This is a genomic window from Rhizobium glycinendophyticum (assembly GCF_006443685.1).
In the GTDB taxonomy this organism is placed as follows: Bacteria; Pseudomonadota; Alphaproteobacteria; order Rhizobiales; family Rhizobiaceae; genus Allorhizobium; species Allorhizobium glycinendophyticum.
Genome location: NZ_VFYP01000001.1, coordinates 2,964,424 through 2,984,738, shown reverse-complemented (window position 1 = coordinate 2,984,738; position 20,315 = coordinate 2,964,424). Strand labels below are relative to the sequence as shown.

Annotated in this window: 21 protein-coding genes; 6 read left to right on the top strand and 15 right to left on the bottom strand. The window is 62.6% G+C overall.

The annotated features are described in order from the left end of the window. Positions 1 to 39 precede the first annotated feature (39 nt). The 4 genes from omp10 to FJQ55_RS14625 form a co-directional block, all read right to left on the bottom strand. Positions 40 to 405, bottom strand: coding sequence for an outer membrane lipoprotein Omp10 (gene omp10, locus FJQ55_RS14640; protein ID WP_140828977.1), 366 nt, complete (start codon positions 403 to 405; stop codon positions 40 to 42). Between the two features lie 185 nt (positions 406 to 590). Next, complete coding sequence (locus tag FJQ55_RS14635) at positions 591 to 2,033, bottom strand: homospermidine synthase (RefSeq protein WP_140828976.1); 1,443 nt, start codon at positions 2,031 to 2,033, stop codon at positions 591 to 593. 136 nt (positions 2,034 to 2,169) lie between these two features. Then, positions 2,170 to 3,084: a heme-dependent oxidative N-demethylase family protein gene (locus tag FJQ55_RS14630; RefSeq protein WP_342781708.1), complete on the bottom strand. Its 915-nt coding sequence runs from the start codon at positions 3,082 to 3,084 to the stop codon at positions 2,170 to 2,172. Between the two features lie 32 nt (positions 3,085 to 3,116). Next, complete coding sequence (locus FJQ55_RS14625) at positions 3,117 to 4,001, bottom strand: LysR family transcriptional regulator (protein ID WP_140828975.1); 885 nt, start codon at positions 3,999 to 4,001, stop codon at positions 3,117 to 3,119. A 110-nt stretch (positions 4,002 to 4,111) separates the two neighbouring features. On the opposite strand from FJQ55_RS14625, the gene FJQ55_RS14620 reads away from it, so the two are divergent. Beyond that, the gene (locus FJQ55_RS14620) at positions 4,112 to 4,834 is read left to right on the top strand and encodes an SDR family oxidoreductase (RefSeq protein WP_140828973.1); all 723 of its coding nucleotides are present in this window, start codon (positions 4,112 to 4,114) and stop codon (positions 4,832 to 4,834) included. 11 nt (positions 4,835 to 4,845) lie between these two features. Continuing rightward, positions 4,846 to 5,190, top strand: a complete 345-nt coding sequence (locus tag FJQ55_RS14615; RefSeq protein WP_140828971.1) for an Atu4866 domain-containing protein — start codon at positions 4,846 to 4,848, stop codon at positions 5,188 to 5,190. Between the two features lie 6 nt (positions 5,191 to 5,196). Here FJQ55_RS14615 and FJQ55_RS14610 read toward each other — a convergent pair whose 3' ends face one another. From FJQ55_RS14610 to FJQ55_RS14600, 3 genes are read right to left on the bottom strand one after another with little or no spacing between them, the layout of a single operon-like run. Beyond that, positions 5,197 to 5,820 carry an aminotransferase class IV family protein gene (locus FJQ55_RS14610; protein ID WP_140828969.1) on the bottom strand — a complete coding sequence of 208 codons (624 nt, stop codon included), beginning with the start codon at positions 5,818 to 5,820 and terminating at the stop codon, positions 5,197 to 5,199. Further along, positions 5,805 to 6,968 carry an aminodeoxychorismate synthase component I gene (locus tag FJQ55_RS14605; RefSeq protein WP_140828966.1) on the bottom strand — a complete coding sequence of 388 codons (1,164 nt, stop codon included), beginning with the start codon at positions 6,966 to 6,968 and terminating at the stop codon, positions 5,805 to 5,807. Before FJQ55_RS14605 ends, FJQ55_RS14610 begins: the two co-directional genes overlap by 16 nt. A 20-nt stretch (positions 6,969 to 6,988) precedes the next feature. Continuing rightward, positions 6,989 to 8,839: a M3 family oligoendopeptidase gene (locus FJQ55_RS14600; protein WP_140828965.1), complete on the bottom strand. Its 1,851-nt coding sequence runs from the start codon at positions 8,837 to 8,839 to the stop codon at positions 6,989 to 6,991. A gap of 289 nt (positions 8,840 to 9,128) precedes the next feature. Here FJQ55_RS14600 and FJQ55_RS14595 point away from each other — a divergent pair, with 289 nt between their 5' ends. After that, a complete protein-coding gene (locus FJQ55_RS14595) occupies positions 9,129 to 10,673 on the top strand; it encodes a sigma-54-dependent transcriptional regulator (protein ID WP_140828964.1) in 1,545 nt (514 codons plus the stop codon). Positions 10,674 to 10,953: 280 nt separating this feature from the next. Next, entirely contained in the window at positions 10,954 to 12,708 is a 1,755-nt protein-coding gene (locus tag FJQ55_RS14590) for a peptidoglycan L,D-endopeptidase MepK (RefSeq protein WP_246085104.1), read from the top strand. 72 nt (positions 12,709 to 12,780) lie between these two features. Here FJQ55_RS14590 and FJQ55_RS14585 read toward each other — a convergent pair whose 3' ends face one another. The 3 genes from FJQ55_RS14585 to FJQ55_RS14575 form a co-directional block, all read right to left on the bottom strand. Then, positions 12,781 to 13,050: a DUF2312 domain-containing protein gene (locus tag FJQ55_RS14585; RefSeq protein ID WP_062280008.1), complete on the bottom strand. Its 270-nt coding sequence runs from the start codon at positions 13,048 to 13,050 to the stop codon at positions 12,781 to 12,783. Positions 13,051 to 13,154: 104 nt separating this feature from the next. Continuing rightward, the gene (locus FJQ55_RS14580) at positions 13,155 to 13,460 is read right to left on the bottom strand and encodes a DUF1244 domain-containing protein (protein WP_140828961.1); all 306 of its coding nucleotides are present in this window, start codon (positions 13,458 to 13,460) and stop codon (positions 13,155 to 13,157) included. Positions 13,461 to 13,471: 11 nt separating this feature from the next. Next, on the bottom strand, positions 13,472 to 14,281 hold the full coding sequence (locus FJQ55_RS14575) for an N-formylglutamate amidohydrolase (RefSeq protein WP_140828960.1): 810 nt from the start codon (positions 14,279 to 14,281) through the stop codon (positions 13,472 to 13,474). 276 nt (positions 14,282 to 14,557) lie between these two features. Between FJQ55_RS14575 and FJQ55_RS14570 the strand changes: the two genes are divergently transcribed. Beyond that, positions 14,558 to 14,974, top strand: coding sequence for a DUF1036 domain-containing protein (locus tag FJQ55_RS14570; protein WP_246085103.1), 417 nt, complete (start codon positions 14,558 to 14,560; stop codon positions 14,972 to 14,974). Continuing rightward, positions 14,974 to 16,413: a pyruvate kinase gene (gene pyk, locus FJQ55_RS14565; RefSeq protein WP_140828957.1), complete on the top strand. Its 1,440-nt coding sequence runs from the start codon at positions 14,974 to 14,976 to the stop codon at positions 16,411 to 16,413. The genes FJQ55_RS14570 and pyk overlap by 1 nt, the downstream gene beginning before the upstream one ends. A 64-nt stretch (positions 16,414 to 16,477) precedes the next feature. Here pyk and FJQ55_RS14560 read toward each other — a convergent pair whose 3' ends face one another. The 5 genes from FJQ55_RS14560 to purE form a co-directional block, all read right to left on the bottom strand. Next, the gene (locus FJQ55_RS14560) at positions 16,478 to 17,548 is read right to left on the bottom strand and encodes an alpha/beta fold hydrolase (protein WP_425467519.1); all 1,071 of its coding nucleotides are present in this window, start codon (positions 17,546 to 17,548) and stop codon (positions 16,478 to 16,480) included. Between the two features lie 87 nt (positions 17,549 to 17,635). Continuing rightward, entirely contained in the window at positions 17,636 to 18,238 is a 603-nt protein-coding gene (locus FJQ55_RS14555) for a tetratricopeptide repeat protein (protein ID WP_425467536.1), read from the bottom strand. A gap of 210 nt (positions 18,239 to 18,448) precedes the next feature. Beyond that, positions 18,449 to 18,574 (bottom strand): type B 50S ribosomal protein L36, encoded by a 126-nt coding sequence (gene ykgO, locus FJQ55_RS14550; protein ID WP_062279996.1) that lies wholly within the window; start codon positions 18,572 to 18,574, stop codon positions 18,449 to 18,451. Positions 18,575 to 18,750: 176 nt separating this feature from the next. After that, positions 18,751 to 19,815, bottom strand: a complete 1,065-nt coding sequence (locus FJQ55_RS14545) for a 5-(carboxyamino)imidazole ribonucleotide synthase (protein WP_140828954.1) — start codon at positions 19,813 to 19,815, stop codon at positions 18,751 to 18,753. Further along, a complete protein-coding gene (gene purE / locus FJQ55_RS14540) occupies positions 19,812 to 20,312 on the bottom strand; it encodes a 5-(carboxyamino)imidazole ribonucleotide mutase (RefSeq protein WP_140828953.1) in 501 nt (166 codons plus the stop codon). The genes FJQ55_RS14545 and purE overlap by 4 nt, the downstream gene beginning before the upstream one ends. Positions 20,313 to 20,315 lie beyond the last annotated feature (3 nt).

Genomic DNA, 20,315 nt, shown 5'->3' with positions numbered 1-20,315 from the left:
GCCGTAAGGCCGCTTCGGTGTGCAGACGTTTCAGCTTACTCAGCCGCGGCGTGCCAGCGAGAATTGGGCGCCGCTGTCCGAGGTGCAGTTCAGTTGCGACGGAGTGACCAGCGCGCAATTCACCTTCTGCCTTGTGTTGCGGACCAGCGAGGTCATGTTGATCTCAACGAGCCGATCGCCCTGCAGCGTGTAGGTGCCGGATGCCAGGACCTGGTTCGTGTCGGTCGTGCGGGTGGTGAATGTGCCGCCCTGGAAACTGGACGCGATGCCGTTCGGGTCGACCCAGTCGCCCTCGATGGACGGACCCTGCTGAACGGTCGGAAGCTGGCGCGGGGGACCGGAGGAGTAGCAGGAGGTGAGGGCAAGCCCTGCAGCTGCCAGCGTCACCACGGTTTTGGTCTTCATCTCAATCTCCCACGATCTCGGCGGTTCGGCCATGCCGTCCACCTTTCTGCGTTGTTGCAAACCATGCCGCGAAGCCTCGGGCAAAGCAAGGCACCGTACCCGCGTTCCCGTAGTTATCCCGGTCCGAGCCAAAGTGCGGAAAAGGCCCGCCGCAAGCGACGGACCTCGTTTCGGTCCTGAATGGTTCAGCGGACCAGAATGTTCCGGAACTGCCACGGATCCTTTTCGTCCAGGTCTTCCGGGAAGAGGCCCGGGCGACCGTCGAGCGGGGTCCAGTCTGTGTAGTGGCCTTCGACCGGGCCGAGATAGGGCGACTGCACTTCCAGGCAGCGCTTGTAGTCCATCTCGTCGGCTTCAACGATGCCGGCCTTCGGGTTCTCGATGGCCCAGACCATGCCGGCAAGCACGGCGGAGGTCACCTGCAGGCCCGTCGCGTTCTGGTAGGGCGCGATGCGGCGGGTTTCTTCCAGCGACAGGCGCGAGCCGTACCAGTAGGCATTCTTCTCGTGGCCGTAGAGCAGCACGCCGAGCTCGTCGACGCCATCCACCAGTTCGTCCTCGTCTAGCACGTGCAGGACCGGCTGCGGGGTGCCGCCATTGCCGAACATCTCGTGCAGCGACAGAACCGCGTCATTGGCCGGGTGGTAGGCGTAATGGCAGGTGGGGCGATAGACAACTTCGCCATCCTTCTCGACGGTGAAATAGTCGGCGATCGAGATCGACTCGTTGTGGGTGACGAGGAAACCGTATTGCGGACCCGGCGTCGGGCACCAAGTGCGAACGCGGGTGTTGGCGCCGGGCTGTTCCAGGTAGATCGCGGCCTTGCAGCCCTTCTTGTGCTTCTTGGCGTTCTTCGGCATCCAGTTTTCGTGCGTGCCCCAGCCGAGTTCGGCCGGCTGCAGACCTTCCGAGATGAAGCCTTCGACAGACCAGGTGTTCCAGAAGACGTTGAGCGGCTTCGGGTTCTTGGTGCGCTGGGTGTCGCGTTCGGCGATATGCACGCCCTTGACGCCGACCTTCTTCATCAGCTTGGCCCAGCCTTCCCGGTCGTTCTGGTCCGGTTCGTCGAACTTGATGCCGAGTTCGTTGGCGATGTTGACGAGGCCCTGCTTGACGAACCAAGAGACCATGCCCGGATTGGCGCCGCAGGTGGAGACGGCCGTCGTGCCACCCGGGTTCTTCGCCTTTTCCTGGCGCACGGTTTCGCGCAGCGCATAGTTGGTGCGCTCGGAGTTCTTCATGTTCTTGTCGAAGTAGAAGCCGAGCCAGGGTTCAACGACGGTGTCGATGTAGAGAACGTCGAGCTTGCGGCAGAGCTTCATCAGGTCCAGCGAGCCGGTGTCGACCGAGAGGTTGACGCAGAAGCCCTGGCCGTCGCCTTCGGTCAGCAGCGGCTTCAGGAGCTTCTTGTAGTTGTCCTTGGTGACGTGCGCCTGGATGTGCTTGATGCCATGCTTGGCGAGCAGTTCCGCTTCGTCGTTGCGGGGATCGATGACGACCATCCGGCTCTTGTCGAACTTGAAGTGGCGTTCGATCAGCGGCAGGGTGCCGCGGCCGATCGATCCGAAGCCGATCATCACGATCGGGCCGGTGATCTCGCCATAAACCGGGTAGGTGATTTCGCTCATTTCCGTCTCCTTGGAGGGCCCAACCAGATCGGCGGGCCGAGTTTCCGGCCTGTCTCATGCGGCCGGAGCGATACTGGCGGTTCTAGATCACAAAACTCTGACACAATAAAGGGTGGGGGCCGGCGGGGACGGGGGTCTAGCGCTGATTTTCCGCCGTCGCATCTTGCCGCAGCCGGGCTACGAGCCGGCTCCGCTGGCGGTCCAGGCCCTTGTAGAAAAGCTGTGGCTCGCTCAGGCCCTCGAGCTGATCGGCAAGGGCGGTTGCCAGACGCCGGCCCTCCGGATGGCGGTCGAACAGGGTGACCGGGTCGAGATAGATGCGGATGGTGAAGACGACCGCTCCGGTCTCAGGCAGTTTCGTCAGTGTTTGCCGTTCCACCCGGACCACGGCCTGATCTGGCTCGGCCGCATCATTTCGACCGGTCTCCGGATGGAAGAGTTTTTCCTGCCAGTTGATCGACCAGTTGAAGCGTTCTGCCGGTTGCTCGGGCAGGAGATTGTCGAAGATGCGATTGATCATCGCGGCATTGCGGGTACCTCCCTGGAAGCCCGGGACATGTTCATGCACCGCCTCCATCGGCCGATCGAATTTCTCCGCGAGCCGCCAGGAGGATGGGAAGGAGAGATGGGCGGCGGCGATGGACCATCCGGCCTGACGCTTCATCATGATCACGAGGTCGTCCTGCACCAGCAGACCGGCGCGCAGAAGCGGGGGGAGGTTATCATCCTCAAGCGAGGTCGGTTGACCCGCGACCTCCATGCTTGCGCCCGTTCGGCGCCAGAGGTCCGGGTGGGACTGGCCGAGATGATCGAGAATGGCTGCAAGACATTCGCGCTGCGCGTCCAGACTGTCGTCCGTTGCGCGAAAGACCTCGTCCAGACGGGTCGCGGCCAGTTCGCGCTTTTGCGCGAGATAGCTTCCGAGATCCGCATCCGGTTCGATCCAGCGGGACGGATCGAGGGCCGATAGGCCGATGGTGAAGGGGCGCGTGTGGCCGGCATAGGGGGCATGAATGAAGGGCATGGCGTGCAGGCTCCAGCGGATTGGCACTGCTGTCAATATCCGTGGCCTCCGCACGATCCTCAGCGTTTCAAGTGGTCAACCAAGGCCCTAAGTTTCGGCGCCATATTTCGCCGGCTGGGGTAGTAGAGGTAAAATCCCGGGAAATACGGACAATAGACCTCCAGAACCGGCACGAGTTCGCCGCGCGCGAGCGGATCGCGGAACGTGTCCTCCATGCCGAAGGTGATGCCGGCGCCGGCAATGGCGAGCTTGACCATCAGCGCCATGTCGGTGGTGGTGATGGTGTCGGCGACCGTTACGGAAAACTCCTTTCCGTTCTCGGCGAATTCCCACCGATAATGCGCGACCTGCGGCTTGATCCTCCAGCCGATGCAGCGATGGTTCGCGAGATCGCGCGGGTGGGCAGGCGTGCCGAATTCCTCGAGATAGGCGGGCGATGCGACCGCCAACTGTCTCAGTTCGCCCGAAACGGGAATGGCGATCATGTCCTGCGCAATCACCTCACCGAGACGCACACCCGCGTCATAGCCTTCGGCGACAATGTCGAACTCCTCGTCGGTTACCGTGACATGCAGTTTGACCTCGGGATGTTCGCGTGCGAAGCGCGCGAGCAATGCCCCTGAGAGGAACCGTTCGGCGATCGACGAGACGGCAAGATTGAGCCGGCCGCGCGGTTGTCCGCGCAGGTTCGTCGCCGCTTCCAGGGCGCCCGTCATTTCCTTAAGGGAAGGGGCGATCTGATCATGGAGCCGCTCGCCAGCCTCGGTGAGGCGTACGCTGCGGGTCGTCCGCGCGACCAGGGCAATCCCCAGGCTCTCCTCGAGCTTGCGGATCGTCTGGCTCACCGCCGAGCGGGTCACGCCCATTCTGTCTGCGGCGGCGCGGAAGCTTCTTTCTTCTGCCACGAGAACGAAGACGGCGAGAGCGTTGAGATCATAGGGCATTGGTTAGGAACGCTTACGGGTGAGGAAAGAAATGGGCGGCTTATCGCAACAATGACCCAGCATTACCTTGGTGACAACCGCTGAAGGCGGCAACCACGAAGGAGACGATCATGGACAAGGTTGTACTAATCACCGGCGCATCGAGCGGCATCGGCGTCGGTATTGCACGGGAGTTGTCGAAGGCAGGGGCGACCGTCGTCCTCGGCGCCCGCAGGATGGACAGGCTCGAAACCGTGGCCGGCGAACTGCGCTGGGCGGGCGGGCAGATAATGACCCGACGGCTGGATGTCACCGACCGCGCAGACGTCGCAGCATTTGCCGAGGCTGCAAGAACGGCCTTCGGTCGCGTGGACGCAATCGTCAACAATGCCGGCATCATGCCGCTGTCGCTCATGTCTTCGCTGAAGGTCGAGGAATGGGATCGGATGGTGGACGTCAACATCAAGGGCGTGCTCCACGGCATTGCTGCGGTTTTGCCGGAAATGACCGAGCGCGGATCCGGCCACATCATCAACATTGCCTCGATCGGTGCGCTCAGCGTTTCGCCGACCGCTGCCGTGTACTGCGCAACCAAGTTTGCGGTGCGGGCGATCTCCGACGGTCTTCGCCAGGAGAATGACAGGCTGCGCGTCACCTGCATCCATCCCGGCGTCGTTGAAAGCGAATTGGCCGGCACAATCACCGATCCTGTCGCGTCCAGGGCCATGGAGTCTTTCCGGTCGGTAGCGCTCACGCCCGACGCGATCGGGCGAGCCGTCCGCTATGCGATGGAGCAGCCGGACGATGTCGATGTCAGCGAGATCGTCGTGCGCCCGGTGCGTTCGCCCCACTGACGGAGGTTCCCATGGCTATTTCTCAGCGTCTCACCCTCATCCTCGCCGCCGCACTAGCGTCGATCCCCTTGCCCAGTCATGCAGAGGACAACATGTCTCAGACAATCAAAGACCAGCAGGCCCATCCTTATGTCGGAATGTGGGTCACGAAAGACGGTCGCATCCGCCAGGAGCTGTTGCCGAATGGACGTTACGACGAAGCCCGCGGTACCCGCGAGAGCGCCTATCAGGGCCGGTATGTCGTGACCGGCACCCATATCGACTACTGGGACGACACAGGTTTCACAGCCGACGGCACATTTGTCAGTCCCGACGTTCTGCATCACGGCGGCATGGTCTTCTACCGGCGCAAGTGATGTCTTTTATGTTTCTACCAACTCTGCGGGGATGAGCCCCCGCAGGGAGTTGCCGACGAAGAGGCGGCGGTGGCGCAGGTCGTCGAGTTTCAGGACCTCGCCGCGTGCCTTGCGTTCGCGGATCAGTTCGGCGCGCAAGACGCCCGGCAGGAGGCCGCTGGTTAGCGGTGGCGTGAGCAGCATGCCGTCAGCGGCTTCGGCGAAGATGTTGGTGATCGTGCCCTCGCAGACTTCGCCCCGTTCGTTGAGCAGGATCACCTCGTCCGCCTCGTCCTTCGAGAATTCGGCGCGCGCAGCCTCGTAGGGCTCGCGACGGGTGGTCTTGTGACGGAACAGGCTGTCTTCGGATTGCCGCCGCGTCTTTGCGATCTTTAGGCGCCAGACCCCTTCCTCCGGCACGGGTTCGAAAGGAGTGACGCTCACGTCCATCTTGCCGCGATAAGTCATGACGAGGCGGACGCGCAGCGGCACGCTGCCGGAAACTTCCTTCTCCAGCCTGCCCTTCGCGTCCTGCGGCTGGCGGAAGCCAAGTGCGTCGGCCGAGCGCGAGAGACGGCGCAGATGCTGGTCGAGCCGCAGGAAGCCTGCGTCCGGCTGCCACCGCATCGTCTCGATCAGCGAGAAATCCATTCGTCTCCCACGGCAAAGCGTGCCTTCAGCAGGCATTCCTCGTATTCGGCCTCGGCTTTCGAATCGAAGACGATGCCGCCGCCGACATTGAAGACGGCGCGCCCGCCGTTGAAAAGAGAGATCGTGCGGATCGCAACCGAAAAACGCATCGGGCCCGCAGGGTCGCACCAGCCGATCGCGCCGCAATAGACATCGCGCGGGCCTGCCTCAAGTTCATGCAGGATGCGCATAGCCCACATTTTCGGCGCGCCGGTCACCGAACCGCAAGGGAAGAGAGCGGCCATGATTTCGGGCAGTCCTATGTCGGGCAAGAGCCTGGCCCTGACATAGCTCACCATCTGATGGACGGTTGGATAGGTCTCGATGGCAAACAGCTTGGGGACCGAAAGTGTGCCCACCTCGGATATGACGGAGACATCATTGCGCAGGAGGTCGACGATCATGCGGTTTTCGGCCTGGGTCTTCTCGTCGCCGAGCATGGTGGCGATGATCGCCTCATCCTCCTCCGGTGACGTGCCACGCGCTGCCGTGCCCTTCATGGGCCTGGTCTCGATCCAGCCCTCTTCGTCGACGGAAAAGAACAGTTCCGGCGACCGGGAGAGGATGACGGGACCATTGCCGTAGTCGATCAGCGCCCCGTAATGCACGGGCTGGCGGCCGACAAGCGACCAGAAGGCGGCGCGGGGATCCCCTTCCCATTTTGCCTCGACCGGCATGGTGAGATTGGCCTGATAGCAGTCGCCCTTGCGCAGGTGATGGTGCAGCCGATCGAAGCGGCTGCGATAGCTTTCGAAGTCCCAGGCGGCGTGCGGGTCGCTCAAGAGCGGCGAATTCGTAATGTTCGAGGGCGCTTGCGCCAGCGGGTGTTCCGCAGGTGCAGGCGCGTCGAAGACGCCCATAGAGATTAGTGGCGTCTCGCGCCAATCCTCAATCAGCGGCCGAAGCTTGGGCTCGAAGAGGAAGCCCGCTTCATAGGAGAGGTAACCCGCGAGCCATTTCCCGGCTTTGCGGTGTGCTTCCAAAATGGCAAGCGCCGGCTCAATCTCGTCTGCCGTCCGGGCGACGACGAGCGTCTGCGGTTCGGCAAAAACGAGGCTTGTCCCCGCGCGGTCGTCGCGGAAGAGCGCATAAGGCGCGTGGTCACGCATGGAATGTCGGCTGCTCCGGTTCAGGTTGCCTTATCTAGCGCTTCCAGCTCGTCGATCAGCCCCTCGATCATCGACAGACCCTTGGCCCAGAACGACGGATCCGTGGCGTCGAGGCCGAAGGGGGCGAGAAGCTCGGAATGATGCTTCGTGCCGCCAGCCTTCAAGAGCTCGAAATACTTCTGCTGGAAGCCGTCTTCTGCGTTCTGATAAACGGCATAGAGCGAGTTCACCAGGCAATCGCCGAAGGCGTAGGCATAGACATAGAAGGGCGAATGGATGAAGTGGGGGATATAGGCCCACCAGGTCTCATAGCCCTCTGAGATCTTGATCGCCGGCCCGAGGCTCTCTTCCTGGACCGAGAGCCAGAGCTCGCCGATCTTCTCCGCCGTCAGTTCACCTTCCTTGCGGGCCGTATGGATCTTGCGCTCGAACTGGTAGAAGGCGATCTGACGCACGACCGTGTTGATCATGTCCTCGACCTTCTGGGCGAGCATGGCCTTGCGTTCGCGCTTGTCGGTCGTCTTGTCGAGGAGCGCGCGGAAGGTCAGCATTTCGCCGAAGACGGAGGCGGTTTCGGCGAGCGTCAGCGGGGTTTGGCACATCAGCGCACCCTGGCCGCCGGCCAGCACCTGGTGCACACCATGGCCGAGTTCATGGGCGAGCGTCATGACGTCACGCGGCTTGCCGAGATAGTTGACGAGCACGTAGGGGTGCGCGGAAGGGACTGTCGGATGGGCAAAGGCGCCGGGAGCCTTGCCGGGGCGGGCGGGTGCATCGATCCAGCCGCCGTCGAAGAAGCGATTGGCGATCTCGGCCATTTCAGGTGCAAAGCCTCCATAGGCCGAGAGCACCATGTCCTTGGCTTCATCCCACGGGATCAGTCTATCCGGCGTTTCGGGGAGCGGCGCGTTGCGGTCCCAGAAATTCATCTGGTCCATGCCGAGCCATTTCGCCTTCATATTGTAATAGCGATGCGACAGGCGCGGATAGGCTTGGCGTACGGCTTCGGCTAGTGCGTCGACCACTTCGCGCTCGACGCGGTTCGCCAGATGCCGGCTGTCGGCGATGTCTTCAAAGCCGCGCCAGCGGTCGGAGATTTCCTTGTCCTTGGCGAGCGTGTTGGTCACCAGAGTGAAGATGCGGATATTGGCCTTGAAGGTTTTCGACAGGGCTTCTGCGGCCAGCTTGCGCCTGGCGGGATCGGCGTCTTGTAACAGCGTCAGCGTCGGCTCCAGCGGCATTTCATCCTCGCCTACCGTGAAGCGGAGCGAGGCCAATGTCTCGTCGAAGAGGCGGTTAAAAGCGGCAGCGCCGGTCTGCGATTTTTCCAGGAAGAGCTGTTCGATCCGATCGTCGAGCTGGAAGGGCTTGTCCTTGCGCAGATCGACGATCCATGGACGGAAGTGACCGAGCGCTGGGTCGCGGTCCATCGCCGCGTCCACGGCATCGTCGGGCAGCCGGTTGAGTTCGAGGGGGAAGAAGAGGAGGCGGGAAGAGATATCCGTCAGCTTGGCCTGAATGTCGCCGAAGAACTTGCCGTTCGCCGGGTTGGTCATGTCGGAATAATAGGTCAGGCCGGCATAGGAGGCGACGCGGCCGAGAAGGTCTTCCAGGGCGTCGAGTTCCGTGAGCGCCGTGGCGAGACTGTCGTTGCCGACGGTTTCAAGGGCTGCCTCAAGCTTCCCCTTCCACTTCGTCTCGAAAGTGAGCGCGTCGGCTGCCGCTTTGTCGACTGCGGACAGGAATTCGGGCGAGGTCTGGCCCGGATAGAGATGGTCGAGGGTCCAGACGGGCAGATCGCCGAGCTGGGCTGTTTGCTTCGCCTGGGCTTCGGCAGCGCTCGCAAAAACGGGGCTTCGCTCGATTGTCATGGTGATGTCCTTTCCTGTCTCTTGTCGGGAGATGTAGTCAGTCCCGTCACGGTCGGCAAGCGCAAGGCCGTTTGGGCTTCCTTGTCTGGGCGGTTGCTGGACGCGTTTCCTAGGAGCTCTCCCCGTAGATCCGGCGTCCCGCGCAATTTCGGTGGGCTGTGCCAATACAGGTTAAAAATCGTTAAAATCCGAGGTTTTCTCCCAACAACATGTTCAGTCCTTTCTGGCAGGCTCCCGCTCGATAACCCAGGAGCGCGAAGGCGCCAGCACTGACCTCGGGGAGCGCAAGTTGACTTCACACATTCTACTCATCGATGAAGATGCCGCCGAGCGTCGCAGCATGAAGGCTGCGATTGAAGCGCACGGCCATGTCGTCCACGCGGCGGAAACCGCCCATGCAGCCATTGATGCCTTTCGCCGCCAGCGCGATCAGATTGGCGTCGTCATTGTCGACGCCTCCGCCCCGGAGGGGCTGCAGTCCGGGCTGCTGGCAGTTCTTGCCGAGATCAACCCGGCGGTGCCGGTGCTGGTTGCCACGGCCGAAGGGGCGACGGGGACGGCGCTAGATGCCGTCCGGGCCGGAGCCTTCGATTTTCTGGTCAAGCCCTTTGCGCCAGAGCGTCTCTCCGGTGCCGTCGAAGCAGCCCTCAAGATCCATCGCAGCAGCCTGCAGGGGCGCACGCCACGCCGGGCGCGCAGTGGTGCCGTCAGCTTCACGGATATCGTCGCGGCCAGCGCCTCGATGTCCCGCGTTGTTGAACTCGGGCGGCGTGCAGCGCAGTCCACCATTCCGGTGATGCTCGAAGGGGAGGGGGGCGTCGGCAAGGAACTCGTCGCCCGCGCCATCCATGCTGCCAGCGATCGCTCATCTCGCGCCTTCGTCACGCTCAATTGCCATGCCTTTGCGCCGGCGCAGATTGATGGGATCCTGTTTGGAGATGCCCGTTTTTCCGATACGGACATTATTCACGCCGCAGGCAAGTTCGGTGAAGCCGAGGGCGGTACGCTTTTCATTGAGGAGATCAGTGAACTGCCGGCGTCTGCCCAGGCGCGGCTCCTTGACGTGGTTCAATCGGGCGAGTTGGTCCGCGGCGATCCGCCGCGTGCTGCCAAGGTCAATGTCCGTCTCGTGCTGGCAACGAACAAGGACCTGATTGAGGAGGTCAAGGCCGGCCGCTTCCGCGAGGATCTCTACTACCGTCTCAATGTGTTCCCGATCACCATTCCGGCACTCCGGCGGCGCAAGGAAGACATCCCGCATCTGGTGCGGGCCTTTGTCGAGCGCTTCTCGCTGGAGCAGCGCCTGCCTCGCAGTCTGCAGGTCGAAGCGTCCGCAATTGCGCTCCTGACCGCCTTTGACTGGCCCGGCAATACACGGCAGCTGGAAAATGCCGTTTTTCGCGCCGTCGTTCTGGCCGAAGGGGGAAGCCTCGGCGAAAGCGATTTCCCGCAGATCTCGGCCCAGGTCAGCGGCCACCGTTCCGGCGTGGCTCAACGCGAGGCGGGTGAGGTCAGAGACGAATCAAGCCCGCTTGCGAAAGTTCAAGCGGCACTTGCCGAGCGCACGGCGAGCTTCGTCGGCCAGCCGTCGTCATCCTCGTCCACAGCTTTCGGCAATATCCAAACCGGCAATGTCATCGTCAGCACTGATGAGGCCGGGAATGTCCGGAAGCTTGCGGAGATCGAAGAGGAACTGATCCGCTTCGCGCTCAAGTTCTACCGGGGCCAGATGAGCCAGGTGGCCCGCAAACTCGGCATCGGCCGCTCCACCCTCTACCGCAAACTGAAGGACTACGGGATCGATCCTGACGATCCGCAAAAGGACGCCGCTTGATTTGTCTCAAATCGCTGATGTTAACCCCGGGGTAAGCTTAATCGCCTACCAAGAGCCTGACATGTGTTAGGCAGACGTTCACCATAACGGGACTGCTTGTGCGGATGTGGCAAATTTGCCATGGTGTGACCGCATTTGACGTTCACCTTGAGTTGGCGTGGGACGTATTCTGACGGGGATAGCATTGCAGACATCGCAAGACATCAGCGCGCGCCGATGGCAGGACGGGCGCAAGCCCTCATCCGCATGCGCGAAGATTGCAGCGAGGCTGGTGTGCTCCGTGCTTGCATTCTTGCTGGTGGGAGCCGCAACGCTGTTCGGGTCGACCGGGCTGGCGCGGGCTGAGACACGTACGCTGAACATCGAATTCGTTCATACCGGCGAACGCGCTTCCATCACCTTCAAGCGCAATGGCCGCTATGACCCCAAGGGTCTGAAACAGCTCAACTATATCTTGCGCGACTGGCGCCGCAACGAGCCGACGAAGATGGACCCGCGCCTCTTCGACCTCGTCTGGGAAGTCTATCGTCGCGCTGGTGCCAAGGGCTATATCAAGGCCGTCTCCGGTTACCGTTCGCCGCAGACCAATGCCATGCTGCGTTCGCGCTCCAAGGGTGTCGCGAAGGAAAGCCAGCACATGCGCGGCACCGCGATGGACTTTTACATTCCGGGCGTGCCGCTGAAGACGCTGCGCGAGCTCGGCGTGAAGCTGCAGGCCGGCGGCGTTGGCTACTATCCCAATTCCGGCTCACCTTTTGTGCACATGGACGTTGCGGGCGTTCGCGCCTGGCCGCGCATGAACCGTCAGGATCTCGTGCGCCTCTTCCCCGACGGCAAGACCGTTCACATTCCCGCAGATGGCAAGCCGCTGCCGGGCTATCAGCAGGCGCTCGCCGAATACAAGCGTCGCCTTGAATCGGGTGGCGCGGTCATGATGGCCGATGACAAGCGCCCGAGCCGTCCGCGTAATTTCCTCGCCATGTTGTTTGGTGGTGGTGACGAGGACGAAGAAGAAGACATTCCGGCACCTGCCGAACGCCCTGCGCTTGCCGCACAGCCGGAAGCGGTTGAACCGCCGCCTCCGCCGGTCGTGACTGCGGCCGAACCCGTGATGGTCGCAAATGCCCTGCCGGGCGTGGAAGCCGCTCCCGTGCCGCAGGCCCGTCCGTCGCTGAGACCGGCTGACGCGAGCCTTGCCGTGGCGCTTTACCAGCCGCCGCGCAATGCTGCCGAAGACGCGTTACAGCAAGTGGCGAATGGCGTGCCAGTGCCGGCCGAAGCACCGTCGAGTGAATTCGCTGATCTTGCCAGCATGAAGATCCCGGTTCCGACCCTGCTTGGCCCGCGTCCGGAGCAGAGTGGCAGTGAGCCCGCCGTGATGACGGCGTCAATTGATCCGGGCAGTGATGCGATGATGCTGGCAAACGGCATGACCGTGCCGGTTCCGACCGCCCGTCCGGCCGTTGCCGAGGCGCTTCTCGCCAAGGCCCAGGAAGAAGACGAATCCGAAGTTGACGAAGTCGAGCAGGCGATTCTCTCGCCCGAGGCTGCCGAAGCGTTGGAAAGCAGCAATCAGGCCGAGATGGTCGCGCCCATTCCGGCCGAGGCACCGACCGCGCAGGCAACTGCAAGTGCGGCACCTGCTGCTGTAACTGCTGCGCCGGCTGAAAGACCGGTCGAGGTTGCCTCCCTGCCGCAGAAGCCCGCAGGCGAGCCTACGCCGCAGTTCGGCGACATGTTCGATGCGCCGGAAGCAGCGGTGCCCGGGGCCGATGCAGCGCTCCCGGTCAAGGGTCGTCGCCCCGGCCAGGAAGAGGCAGAGCGCGCGCATATGGCGATGTATGGCGGCACGAAGCTGACCAAGGGCATGATCGAGCAATGGGCGCTCAATCAGGGCAAGTTCGAAACCGTGATCAAGCCGGGCAAGGCGCCGCGCGTCGTCTCGCGCTCGCTGCTCGCCCCGACCACGACCGTTCCCGTCGGCTTCCGCCTGGATGCGACGACGGTGGATCCGAGCCGCTTCGGCGCACCCTGACCTACTTCGGGATGATACCCCAAGACACGAAAAAACCCGCCGAGGCGGGTTTTTGTTGTTTGTCGATGAGAATCAGGCTTCTTCCGGCGGGCTTTCGATCATGCCCAGCGCGTGTAGATAGGTGTCGAGGATCAGGTCCTCTTCCATCCGCTCTTGATCGTCCTTCTTGCGAAGGGCAATGACCTTCTTCAGGATCTTCGTGTCGAAACCCATGGACTTGGCTTCGCCGTAAACGTCCTTGATGTCGTCGGCGATCGTCTTCTTTTCTTCTTCAAGGCGCTCGATGCGCTCGACGAAAGCGCGGAGCTGGTCGCGGGCGACGCCGTGGGCGGCATCAGACATGGGCAATCTCCTTCATGTCGGGAATGGCAGTTCGAGATGGATTTCGTGGGCGTTCACGTGCCGCGAAGTTGGTCTGACGTCAAGTGCCAAAGCTCCATCACGGATCATTCCTGCGGGCGGTTTTTCTGGAAAGCCTGCTGCTGCTCAGTGCTCGCCTCCCGCTGGTGCTTCGCCTTCCAGTCGTCATAGGGCATGCCGTAGACGATCTCGCGGCTCTCGTCCTTCGTTAGGTCGAGCCCCTGTTGTTTTGCCGCCTCGAGATACCAGTTGGATAGGCAGTTGCGGCAGAAGCCGGCGAGGTTCATCAGGTCGATGTTCTGGACATCGGCGCGGTTGCGCAGGTGCGAGACGAGCCGGCGGAAGGCTGCCGCCTCCAGTTCGGTCTGCTGCTCCTTGGTCGGCATGGTCATGGCGTGATCCTTCAGGGCTTGATGGCGGTCGGCGGATAGGGGCCGGTGCGCGAGGGATGGATCCGATATTCGTGTAGCATCGGGTCGGCATTGAGGCGGGCAAAGATCGGCGCCAGCCGATCCGCCCAGGCTTCGACGCCGCCATCGTGTCCGATCAGATCCTGACGCACTTCGAGAAGCGCATGCGGGATGCCCGACATCATGCAATGGCGATACATCGTGTCGCCCTTCAGCGCGCCGTCATAGGGTTCGTTGTCGCCAACGAGGATGTCGCCACCGGCCTCCAGCGCGTTGATCAGCGGTCGCACGGCGCGTTCATCCGTGTCCCATAAAACGGCTGCATGCCATGGACGGGGCACGCCCTTCCAGGCGGGGGTATAGGAATGCAGTGACAAAACCAGTGGCGCCTTGCCGGATGCTTGCGCGACCTCGGCAATGACCTCCGACACTGCCCGGTGGTAAGGCCGGTGATACGTGTCGATCCGGTGCTGCCATTCCGTCTGCGTGATCGGGTGATTGCCGGGAATGATCGCGCCGTCGGAGATGCGCATGATGATGGTTGGATCGTCCTCGCCACGATTCGGATCGATCAAGAGCCGAGAGAAGCGCGACATGACTGCCGGCACACGCAGGCGTCGGGCCAGGCTGCGGGTGAGGGCTTCGATGCCGATGTCATAGGCGATGTGACGTTCGAAAGCGCTGTCCGGCAGACCGAGGCGGCCATAGCGGTCTGGCACGATGTTCGTGGCATGATCGGCCAGAAGCACCAAGCCGCTGTCATGTCGGCCATCTATGATCTCGAAAACGGGAAGGTCGTTCATCAGTTCGAAGCCATCGTCTGCTATAGAGGGCTTGATCGCATGGGGGAATAGGGAGCGCAAGCTTTCATGCCTGTCACGTTTGTGCCAAGATCGGACAACATTGTCCCGGGACTGGGCAAAGACTGGAAATATAATCGATTAGAGTTGCGTTGACATTCTCAGGGCAGCATCGCAAGAAGGCATCCCATGCGTATTTTTGGAGTTTCGGCGGCAATCGTGCAGGAGCGATACAGACAGTTTTGCACAGGCGTCGCCGCGCGTTTTCTGAGGCCTCTCATGATCGTGGGTGCCCTGTTCGTGCCCATGCTTGCCGCCAGCGCGGCGCATGCCGAGTTCAGGGTCTGCAACGGCACCCAGAACCTTGTCGGCGTCGCTGTCGGTTACCGTGCGGAAGAGGGCTGGATCACCGAAGGCTGGTGGCAGGTTCCGGCCGGTACCTGCGCCACGCTCATCGAAGGCGAACTCCAATCGCGCTATTATTATCTCTATGCTGAGGACGCTGCTCGCGGCGGTCGCTGGGCTGGTGACATCAACATGTGTGTCGCCGAAAACGAGTTCAAGATCGTCGGCGTGAAGGACTGCTTCGCGCGCGGCTATCAGCAGATGGGATTCAAGGAATACGACACCGGACGGCAAGGCAGCTGGATGGTCCAGCTCTCCGATACGTCGGGCACCCAGGAAAGCCAGAACTGATGAAGCGCAACCGCAAAGTAAAGATCCTCGCCACACTCGGTCCCGCCTCTTCCGATGAGGCGATGATCCGCAAGCTTCATGAAGCCGGCGCCGATCTTTTCCGCATCAATATGAGCCATTCGAGCCATGAGATGCTGCGGACACTCATCCAGCGCATCCGCAATGTCGAAGCCGCTTGCGGGCGCCCTATCGGCATCCTCGCCGACCTGCAGGGCCCGAAGTTGCGGGTCGGCAAGTTCGCCGATACCACCGTCGAACTGAAGCCCGGCCAGACCTTCACCCTCGACAGCAATGAAGCGCCCGGTGACGCCACCCGCGTTTACCTGCCGCATCCGGAAATTCTGGAATCGGTCAAGCCCGGCGACCGCCTGCTGATTGATGACGGCAAGCTGCACCTGAAGGCGATCACCTGCGACGGCAAGACGATCGTCACCGAAGTGGTTTCTGGCACGAAGATCTCCGACCGCAAAGGCGTCAGCCTGCCCGACACCATTCTCGCCACCGGCGTTCTGACCGACAAGGACCGCGCCGACCTCGATGCCGTGCTCGCCACCAATGACGTCGACTGGGTCGCTCTGTCCTTCATCCAGCGTCCGGAAGACCTCGCCGAAGTGCGCAAGATCGCCAAGGGCCGCGTCGGCCTGATGTCGAAGATCGAGAAGCCGCAGGCCATAGAGTGCATCGACGAGATCATCGCGCTCTCCGACGCGCTGATGGTTGCGCGTGGCGACCTCGGTGTCGAGATGCCGCTTGAGCGCGTTCCGGGTATCCAGAAGCAGCTGATCCGCGCCTGCCGCCGTGAGGGCAAGCCGGTGGTCGTCGCGACCCAGATGCTGGAATCGATGATCACCGCGCCGGTGCCAACCCGCGCCGAAGTCTCCGACGTCGCAACCGCTGTCTTCGAAGGCGCTGACGCCATCATGCTGTCGGCCGAATCCGCGTCCGGCCAGTACCCGGTCGAAGCCGTCGCCACCATGGCCTCGATCGCCCACACTGTCGAACGCGAGCCGCATTATCCCGGCATCATCTACGCCCAGCGCGCCCAGCCGGAAGCAACCGGCGCTGACGCCATTTCGCTCGCGGCCCGCCAGATTGCCGAGACGCTGAAGCTGCAGGCGATCGTCTGTTACACCTCGTCGGGCAATACCGGCCTGCGCGCCTCGCGTGAGCGCCCTGAAGTGCCGATCATCGCGCTGTCGCCGGTCATCCAGACCGCCCGTCGCCTTTCGGTCGTGTGGGGCCTGCATTGCGTCGTTTCCTCTGAGCCGACGGATCTCGACGAAATGGTCAACGGCGCCTGCCGTATCGTCGTCGAGGAAGGTTTCGGCAAGCCCGGCGACCGCGTGATCATCTCGGCCGGTGTGCCGCTCGGCACGCCCGGTTCGACCAATATGTTGCGCATCGCTTATATCGGCTCCGACGGCCAATCTGGCATCTGAGGCCTGCAAGCCATTCTATCTTCGATCAAAGCCGCCATCTGGCGGCTTTTTTCGTGGGCAGTGATTATTGCCCCGCCTGCAGGGAAGGCGCTGATCCTTTCAGTTCGACGCGGTTCGCCGCGATCCGGGGTTCGGCTGCCCGCGCCATGGTCTGGAGGTCGCGGGACTGGCCGGCAATCTTTTCCAGGGCAGCAATGACGATGTCAGTGACGACGTAATCCGGCTTGTGCCCAAGGCCCTTGATCCACACCAGTTCGGAACCGCTGATGTCGCGGGCGAGCCCTTTCGAATGGATCTCCTCCAGCACGATCTCGTCGCTGTCTCCGGTGATGATCACTGTCGGCCGCTTGATCTCGCGGTAGCGGGGCGCAAAGCGCGTGACATAGTCGAGGAGGCCGGCGACGTCGGTCGCGTTTGCCTGGAAGGTGGCGGGGCGCAGCACCAGCGCCGGGCCGGTGTCGGCGACATAGGAGGGCGGCACCGGATTGGGTGCGAAGACATGCGCCGTGGCCGGCTCTATCCGAGGCATGCCGGCCTGAAGTGCGACCGCATGGCAGAAGATCGGCCCGATCACCGGCGCCGATGCCAGATGATAGTACCAGTCGACGCCGCCGGGCCAGGGATGGGTAGCGGCGGCCAAGAACACCAATCCCTCGACCTTGTCAGGATGGAGCACGCCGAAGCTCGCGGCAATCGCACCACCGAAGGAATGGCCGACGATGATCGCCCGATCGATGCCCTTGATCTCCATGAGCCGTGCGATGGCATTTGCCTGCCCGTCGGGCGTGTCATTCTCGGGGCCGCCCCGCTCCGAATAGCCATGACCGGGGCGATCGACGAAGAGGAGTTCCGCGCGGCCTCTGAGCGGCTCCAGAAAGGCGCCCGCCTGGTCGCGCAGGTTGCCGGAGGCGCCATGGATGAAGACGATCGGGGGCAGGTCTGCATCGGGCCCTGCGGGGACGTGCAGCGCGTTGAGACGGAAGCCGCCGACATCGGTCAGGGTCCCGATGTTCGGATACTGCGCTTCGATGGCGCGGGCTCGGATCTCGGTGACGATGGCGAGCGTCACCAGCAGCAGGGCGAGCAAGACGAGGATGCCGAGCAGGATCGGGCCGAGGCGGGGAAGGATGAGCAAGGGGCGGGACTTTCGCGGCGAAAAAAGTACTCCTGCAGAAGTCGTGCTCTCGACTTGAGAGTCAAGCCATGGTCCCGCTCGTGGCGTTTACGTCTTCTGCCCGGCCAGCTCTTCCGAGAGCTTGGCGACGATTTCCTGCGCTTCGCGGTCGGCCGGATAGATATCGAGATAACGTTCCCAGGCCTGCATGGCGGCCTGCTTGCTGCCGCGCTCGGTCAGAATACCCGCAAGGCCTGCGATTGCGCCGAAATGGCGGGGCTCCAGCTTCAGCACGTGCTCGATGTCGGAGACGGACTTCTTGTAATTGCCCATGGTGAAATGCAGCGTGGCACGCTGGTTCCAGCCGCCGACAAAATCCGGCTTCAGGGTGATTGCCTGGTCGATGAAGTCGAGGGCGGCGGCATTGCGCTTCTCGGCAGCCGCCTTGGCCGACCACTGCATCAGGAGGTCGACCGTGGGGCTGTTCGATTCGCTCCAGGCGGCCATGGTGGCGTTGGCGATCACCCGGGCTGCATCAGGATCGCGCTCACGTTTCAGCTGGCTCAGCATCTGGTCGATGCTCTGCGGCTCAGGCGGATTGAGCGGTACCTGCTCGATGGCCGCCTCTTTGGCCGCGGGGGCGGGGGTGGGCGTCGGGATAGGCGTGGCAGGTGATTCCGGCGTCATGGCAGGCGGAACCGGCGCCGGCATCGGCTGGTCAGGCGTCTGCGCCACAGAACTTCCCGCAATCAGCAGGGCTGGGACCAGAAGGAGGCTCGGAGCGAGTCGCAAAGAAAAACGGCGCATGAAGGGAAGGTAGTCCCTCAGCGCCGTCTTTCAAATTCAATTCTGCGATATCAACACGCCATTTGACGGCGGGCAACCTGCATGTCAACCGGATCCTGAAGGATCCGGCAGTCTTCAGCCCTGGCGGGCCTTGAAGCGCGGGTTGGCCTTGTTGATGATGTATACGCGGCCCTTGCGGCGAACCAGACGGTTGTCGCGATGACGGGCCTTAAGCGCTTTCAGCGAGTTCTTGATCTTCATTTTTCTGGTCCACAACGATTGTCGGGGAATGTGTCATTCACCCACTGTTCTAAACAATCAAAAGCGCGCCGCCGGGCGCGCCCCTGAAGAGTTGGCGGCAATTAGCCCGAGCAGGGCCTGCCTGTCAACCTGTCCGGCGGTATTGCCCCGCCGAAACGGCTAAAAAACCCGGCATATCAGTCCCGGAAAGGCAGGATTTCCGTCACATGACCCATCTTGCGGCCGGGGCGGGCTTCGGTCTTGCCATAGAGGTGGACCAGCACATTCGGCTTGGCGAGCCATGCGGGCAGAGAATCGATGTCGTCGCCGATCAGATTCGTCATCACGCAATCGGAGTGGCGGACAGGGTCGCCCAGCGTCAGGCCCGCGACGGCGCGGATGTGCTGTTCGAACTGCGAGACGATGCAGGCAGCCTCCGTCCAGTGGCCGGAATTGTGGACGCGCGGGGCGATCTCGTTGGCGATCAGATGGCCGTCGTCGAGCACGAAGAACTCCATGCCGACGACGCCGACGTAGTTCAAGCCATCAAGCAGCTTGGTCGCGGCTTCGCGGGCCGCCGTCGCCGTTTCCGGCGTGATGGCGGCAGGTTGTGTCGAGGTGTGCAGGATACCGCCCCGATGAACGTTCTCGGTCGGATCGTAGCAGCGCACCTGACCGTCGAGGCTGCGGGCGGCGATGATCGAGATTTCCCGCACGAAGGGCACGAAGCTTTCGAGAATGAGCGGGACAGAACCGAGGGCCTCGTAGGCGCCGTCGGCCGTATCACCCTTGCGGAAAACCTTCTGGCCCTTGCCGTCATAACCAAAACGGCAGGTCTTCAAGACACCTTGGCCGCCGAAATCGGCAAGAGCCGTCTCAAGTTCGGTCTGGCTGTCGACGGCATGAAAGCGGGCGGTCTCGATGCCGGATGCATTCAGGAAGCGCTTTTCCGTCAGTCGGTCCTGGGCGACTTCCAGTGCCTTCGGCGGCGGATAGACCGAGACGCTCTTCGCCAGGTGTTCGGCGGCCGTGACGGGGACGTTTTCGAATTCATAGGTTACGACGTCGCAGAGGCGGGCGAGTTCGGCCAGTGCTGCCGGGTCGTCGTAAGCGGCGGTGATCTGTCGGTTGGCAACCTGCGCTGCCGGGCTGTCGGCCTGCGGCTCAAGGATAATTGTGCGGTAGTTCAGACGGGCTGCCGCCATGGCCAGCATGCGGCCGAGCTGGCCGCCGCCGATGATGCCGATCGTGCGCACCGTCATGGAGTTTCGTCCATCGGGTATTCGGCGACAGATCCTGCCTGGCGGGCGATCCATTCGTCCAGCCGGTCGGCCAGCTCGTCGTCATGCAGGGCCAGAACACGGGCAGCCATAAGAGCGGCGTTTACGGCACCGGCGCGACCGATAGCGAGTGTGCCGACGGGGATGCCGGCCGGCATCTGGACAATGGAATAGAGGCTGTCGAGGCCAGACATGGATTTCGACTGGACCGGCACACCGAAGACGGGCAGGGGCGAGAGCGAAGCCACCATGCCGGGCAGGTGAGCGGCACCGCCGGCACCAGCAATGATCACCTGGAAGCCTTCGTCACGGGCGCCCTTGGCAAAGGCATACATGCGGTCTGGGGTTCGATGTGCCGAAACGATGCGCGCTTCATAGGAGACGCCGAGTGCGTCGAGCGTATCGGCGGCGTTCTTCATGGTTTCCCAGTCGGACTGGCTTCCCATGATGATGGCGACGGGCGGGCAGTCAGCAGTCATGCT